This window comes from Bradyrhizobium sp. (assembly GCF_016219575.1).
In the GTDB taxonomy this organism is placed as follows: Bacteria; Pseudomonadota; Alphaproteobacteria; order Rhizobiales; family Xanthobacteraceae; genus Bradyrhizobium.
Genome location: NZ_JACRMG010000002.1, coordinates 1 through 5,411, shown reverse-complemented (window position 1 = coordinate 5,411; position 5,411 = coordinate 1). Strand labels below are relative to the sequence as shown.

6 protein-coding genes are annotated in these 5,411 nt (G+C 66.6%); 1 reads left to right on the top strand and 5 read right to left on the bottom strand.

Annotation, left to right across the window (positions count from 1 at the left end):
* Positions 1-206: 206 nt before the first annotated feature.
* The 5 genes from HZB49_RS01295 to HZB49_RS01275 all read right to left on the bottom strand — a co-directional run bounded on the left by HZB49_RS01295 (position 207) and on the right by HZB49_RS01275 (position 4,271).
* Positions 207-530 carry a hypothetical protein gene (locus tag HZB49_RS01295; RefSeq protein ID WP_291608648.1) on the bottom strand — a complete coding sequence of 108 codons (324 nt, stop codon included), beginning with the start codon at positions 528-530 and terminating at the stop codon, positions 207-209.
* On the bottom strand, positions 527-1,234 hold the full coding sequence (locus HZB49_RS01290; protein WP_291608647.1) for an ABC transporter ATP-binding protein: 708 nt from the start codon (positions 1,232-1,234) through the stop codon (positions 527-529). Before HZB49_RS01290 ends, HZB49_RS01295 begins: the two co-directional genes overlap by 4 nt.
* Complete coding sequence (locus tag HZB49_RS01285; protein ID WP_291608646.1) at positions 1,231-2,466, bottom strand: ABC transporter permease; 1,236 nt, start codon at positions 2,464-2,466, stop codon at positions 1,231-1,233. Before HZB49_RS01285 ends, HZB49_RS01290 begins: the two co-directional genes overlap by 4 nt.
* 181 nt (positions 2,467-2,647) lie before the next feature.
* Complete coding sequence (locus tag HZB49_RS01280) at positions 2,648-3,751, bottom strand: efflux RND transporter periplasmic adaptor subunit (protein WP_291608645.1); 1,104 nt, start codon at positions 3,749-3,751, stop codon at positions 2,648-2,650.
* 25 nt (positions 3,752-3,776) lie between these two features.
* On the bottom strand, positions 3,777-4,271 hold the full coding sequence (locus HZB49_RS01275; RefSeq protein ID WP_291608644.1) for a hypothetical protein: 495 nt from the start codon (positions 4,269-4,271) through the stop codon (positions 3,777-3,779).
* 161 nt (positions 4,272-4,432) lie between these two features.
* On the opposite strand from HZB49_RS01275, the gene HZB49_RS01270 reads away from it, so the two are divergent.
* Positions 4,433-5,239, top strand: coding sequence for a lytic murein transglycosylase (locus tag HZB49_RS01270; protein ID WP_291608643.1), 807 nt, complete (start codon positions 4,433-4,435; stop codon positions 5,237-5,239).
* Positions 5,240-5,411: the final 172 nt, after the last annotated feature.

The following is a 5,411-nucleotide window of genomic DNA, read 5'->3' as shown; positions in this document are numbered from 1 at the left end:
TTGGCCCCCGCCCCCTTCGGCAATAGCACTTCCATAAAGCTCGGTTGTCCGGTCTGCTTCACTGCCATCGCGATCTCCCAAGGCCACGTCTCAGAGAATCACAATCGCCGAATTACGCAACAGGCCCACAAGGGGAGAAGGAAGATGCGTCCGGGCAGAGGGAGCACTGACGCCGCGGCGTTCCTCACATGTTGTCTCTGGCGCCCTCAGCGCCTCGCGGCTCTCTGCACCGCCTCCTGCGCCACCACCCGCAACCCGCCGCGCGGCCCGTCGTCCTTCCGCTCGTGCATCCCCATCGCCATGATCGCGGTGCCCATCGCGGTCGAGCCGAGCGTGACGATGAAGCCGAACAGCAACAGCCCGAGGGCTACGCCCGGCGAGCGGTCGGCGAGGATCAGCTCGCGCAAATGACCGGGGTTGAGCAGCATCAGCCCGCCGACGAGAAGCACGGCGAGCGAGACGCCGATCGCGAGGTTGATCGCCAGCAGCCGCGCCAGCTTGGTGCGCAGGAACGGGAACCGCCTTGTCATGGCACCGCCTCCACATTCATCCGCTCGTCGCGCTCCAGCGCGCCGTCGACGATATGTAAGCGCCGGTGCATCTGCTTCGCAAGCGAGAGATCGTGCGTCACCGCCACCACGGTCTTGCCGTAGACGGCAACGAGGTCGCGCAGCAGCTCGAACACTTGCCGCGTCGAGACGGAATCGAGGCTGCCGGTCGGCTCGTCGGCCAGGATCACCGGGGGATCGTTGGCCATCGCGCGCGCCACCGCCACGCGCTGGCGCTGGCCGCCGGAAAGCTGGTCCGGAGTCTTGTGGCGATGCTCGCCGAGACCGAACGACGCCAGCAGCGCCTCCGCGCGCGCCGTGATCTCGCGCGGCGACAGCCTGCCCAGCGCCCGCATCGGCAGCGCGACGTTCTCCATCAGCGAGAATTCCGGCAGCAGGAAGTGGAACTGGAACACGAAGCCGAGGAGCATCAGCCGTACCCGCGTGCGCTCCTCCTCGCTCATGATTTTGGTGGAGCGGCCCTTGATCAGCACCTCGCCGCCGGTCGGCAGGTCAAGCAGGCCGAGCAGGTAGAGCAGCGACGATTTCCCCGACCCCGATGGACCGGTGATGGCGATGAACTCGCCGGCGCCGATGCTGAGGTTGACGTCGCGCACCAGCGTCACCGGCACCGTGCCGGGCAGGATGCGGGTGAGGTGCCGCGCCTCGATCAAGGGCGGGCTCATGTCGCGCCCCGGATGATGTCGACCGGATTGACCCGCGCCGCCGCGCGCGCCGGGAAATAGCCGGCGACGAGGCTGGAGACCAGCGCCACGAAGGTCGCCAGCGCGTAATGCTTCACCGAATAGAGCACGGGCAGATGGTTCTGGTCGGAGAACGGCGTCTTGAATTCCAGCGACGCCAGCCCGCGCGTCATCAGGTAACCCAGGATCCAGCCGAGCATGGCGCCGGTCAGCCCGATGATCAGCGCCTCCACCATGAAGATCGCGCGAATGGTGCGGTCGCGGAAACCCAGCGATTTCAGGATGGCGATGTCGCGCGTCTTCTCGTGGGTGATGGTGGCGACGATGTTGAAGGTGCCGAAGCTCGCCACCAGCAGGATCGCGCCGACGATGGTGTACATCAGCACGTTTCGCAGCGTGATGGCGGAGAGCAAATCTTCCTGCGCCTCCTGCCAGGAGATCGACTTGTAGCCGGTCTGCTGGCCGATCCGCTCCGAGATCAGCCGCGCCCCCATCGGGTCGGCGGTGCGCACGCGGATTTCGTTGATGATGCCGATCTGCTTTTCCAGCGTCTGTGCAGTGCGCAGCAGCACATAGCCGGTGGTCTCGTCCGTCATGCGGAAGCCGGAGTGGAACGTGCCGACCACCGTGGCCGTCAGCGTGACGCCGCGGGCGGAGACCAGCGTCAGGTTGGAATTGACGCGGGCGCCCAGCTTGCGCGCCAGCCGGTCGCCGAGCAGGATGGCGTTGGAGGCGCGATAGAGCGAATTCAGCGTGCCCTCGCGCATGTGGGTCACGAGGTTGGAGACGTTGCCCTCGGTATGCGGATCGATGCCGATGATGGAGATGGTGAGGTCGCGCCCGGCAAAGCGCAGTACCGCCTTCGACTGCACCGACGCCGTCAGTGCGCCCGGCACCCAGGTTTGCAGCGAGGCGATGGTCGCCATCGGGTTCTTGATGCCGGGGCGGCGCACCTCCGGCGTCAGGCCGTGGATCTCGGCGGCGGAGAACGCGACATTGGCCGGCTGCGGCGTCGGCTCGCGCAACTCGTCGGTGATCGAGATATGCGGCAGCGCATCGACGAGGGTGGCGATGAAATCGTCCTGCGAGCCCTCCATCATCGCCGCCATCATGATCGAGAAGCCGACGCCGGTGACCACGCCCAGCACCGCCACCAGCGTCTGCCGGGCGCGGCGCGTGATGTGGGTCCAGGCGATGGTCAGGATCAGCTTCATGGCGAGGGCGTTCGATCGAATCGATCGCCCGGCAGGTACGGTTCACCTCTCCCCGCCACAATCTCGTCATGGCCGGGCTTGTCCCGGCCATCCACGACCTTTCCCGCGTCACGAAGAACGTGGATGCCCGGGACAAGCCCGGGCATGACGATGTGGAAAGGCCCGTGTGATCTCTTCATCTCTATGGCTCGACGATCGAGGCTGCGCGCACCCGCGTGCGGTTGCGGATGTTGGTGGTGGCGGGCGAGACCACCAGTTCGCCCTGCTCGGCGCCGCTCACGATCTCGACGCGGTTGCTGCCCTTGATGCCGGTCTCGACCTTGCGGAAGGCAAGCCCGCCGTCCTTGTAGACCAGCAGTCCGTGATCGATCACGGCATTGGAGGGCACCAGCAGCACATCCGCCTTCTCGCGGGTGATGATGTTGGCTTCCACGCTCATGCCGATATGCAGCGGCGTGTCATCGGGCAGGGCGATGCGGACGCGAAAGGTCTTTGCCACGGGATCGCCCGCCGGCGTGATCTGCTTGACGGCGCCCGTCAGCATCCGTCCGGCAAAGGCGTCGGTGCGCAGCAGCGCCTTCTGGCCGACCTTGATGCGCGGCAGGTCTTCCTCGTTGACCTCGGCGACGACCCAGAGCGGCCGGGCGAGGCCGATGCGGTACAGGATGGTGCCGGGCTCGACCATGTCGCCGACCTCGCCGTCCTCGCGCAGCACGGTGCCGTCCATCGGCGCCAGCAATTCGTAATAGCGCAGCCGTTCGACCTGCGCCGAAATCTGCGCCTGGATGCGCGCCAGGTCGCTGCCCGCCTTCTGATGCGACTGCGCGGTGGTGGCGCCGCGCGCCAGCAATTGCGTCTGCCGGTCGGATTCCTGCAGCGAGAAGGATTCCAGCGCCCGCAGATCCTTCAGCGTCGCCTGCGCCTCGCGGTCGTCGAGCCGCGCCAGCCGTTCGCCGGTCTTGACCTCCTTGCCCTCGCAGCGGCAGCGCTCGACCAGGCGGCCGCGCACCAGCGGGGTGAGGCGGGACCAGGTCTCGGGCTCGACCGAGCCCGTCGCATAGACGATCTCGGCCGCCGCACCGCGCGTCACCCTGGCTAGCGTCACCGCGGGCCCGCGCAGGTACCACCAGGCAGCCACGCCAATCGCCGCGACCAGCACCAGCGCGCCGGCGAGCTTCCAGCGCGGGAAGCCCGCATCGCCTTGCTGAAACTCATCGATCTCGGTGACCGGTTCGGCCGGCCTCGATTCCATCTTCATCGTCGATCCGAAGCCTTCCGCTTCCATGCCGGCCGTTCGCGGGCTCGGAATTCTAGCCGGCGGTCGTCATCGCCTTGGCCGTCATGTCCTGCCATACGGCGGCAACGCTCGCCTGCGTCTGCGGCGCGATCAGGCAATGACCTTCGTGGTCGAAGCCGCAGAAGCGCGCGGAGGAATCGCGGCGGACGTCGGCCAGCGCGCGGTTGATGGCATCGAGGCACTCGATCACCTGGCCGATGTTCTGCAGCCTGGTGTGATGGAGGATGTCCATCAGGCGGAACTGCATCACCGGCGGCTGGCCCATCGATATCCCGGGGCGGCTGAATTCAAAGAGGACGTTGACCGCAGGAAGGAAGCCCTCGATGCGCGGCAGCAGGGCGGTCACGTCGTCCACGGTGCAGGCCACCAGATGGCTGGCCGGCGTCGACGCCGCCGCGGGTGCTGTGGCGGCCACCCCGAGCGCGGTCATCACTTCATGCTCGATCCAGCGGCGCACGTCGGGCGGCGCGGATCGGATTTGTTCGACGGACAGCGTGATCCCGATCATCGGCAATTCTCCTCGCTTGAAACCTAGGAGAGAGCGCGCCCTGCGGTGTTGACGCGGATCAAGGCTGGCTTGCGGCAAAGCCCGCCGATCCAGCCGTTTTTTGACGGATATCGCGCCGACATGCCATGATTGTGAGCATTGCAGATGACGGGGACAAGGGAATGCGACGATCGTTTCTGGCGGCATTGACCGGTTTTCTCATCGCTGCCGGCCCCGCCCAGGCCGCGCGCTGCGGCGGCGACTTCAACACCTTCGTCCGCAACATCTCGGCGGAGGCAGCAAGCGCCGGCATCCAGCAGGACGTCATCAGCCAGGCGCTCGGCGGCGTGACGCAGGACCCGGCCGTGCTCGCCTTCGACCGCCGCCAGCGCGGCACGTTCCGCAAGACCTTCGAGGAATATGTCGCGACCCGCGTCACCCAGGGCCGCATCAGCGGCGCGCGTGCCATGCTCAAGCGCCACGCCGCGCTGTTCTCGCAGGTCGAGCAGCGTTTTGGCGTGCCGCGCGAGATCATCGCCGCGATCTGGGGGCTGGAGAGCGATTTCGGCAAGGGCGACATGGGCAAGCTGCCGGTGTTCCGCGTGCTCGCCACCATGGCGCATGACTGCCGCCGCACCGAGCTGTTCCAGGGCGAACTGATCGCGGCCCTGAAAATCCTGCAGCGCGGCGATCTCCGCCTCAACGACATGATCGGCGCCTATGCCGGCGAGATCGGCCAGACGCAATTCCTGCCGTCGTCCTACATCAAGTACGGCGTCGATTTCGACGGCAACGGCCACATCGACCTGCGCCACTCCATCCCCGACGTGCTGGCCTCGACCGCGAACTTGCTCAAGGTCAGCGGCTTCAGGATGGGCCAGCCCTATGGCGAAGGCACCCCCAATTTCGAGGCGATGCGCGAATGGAACCGCGCGGTGATCTACCGCAAGACGATTGCCTATTACGCCGATCAGCTGGTGGGGCGGTAGGGCCGCACATTCCACTGTCGTCCCGGCGAACGCCGGGAGGTGGATTCACACTCGAAGTGCAACACTTGGGCAAAGGACTCGGCTGGGGTCCTGAAGTCAAGGCACTTGCGCGGGGTGTTGTTGTAGGCGGCGACGAGCTTGCGGAACCGTGCTGTTGGGAGGGTTGCAAGAT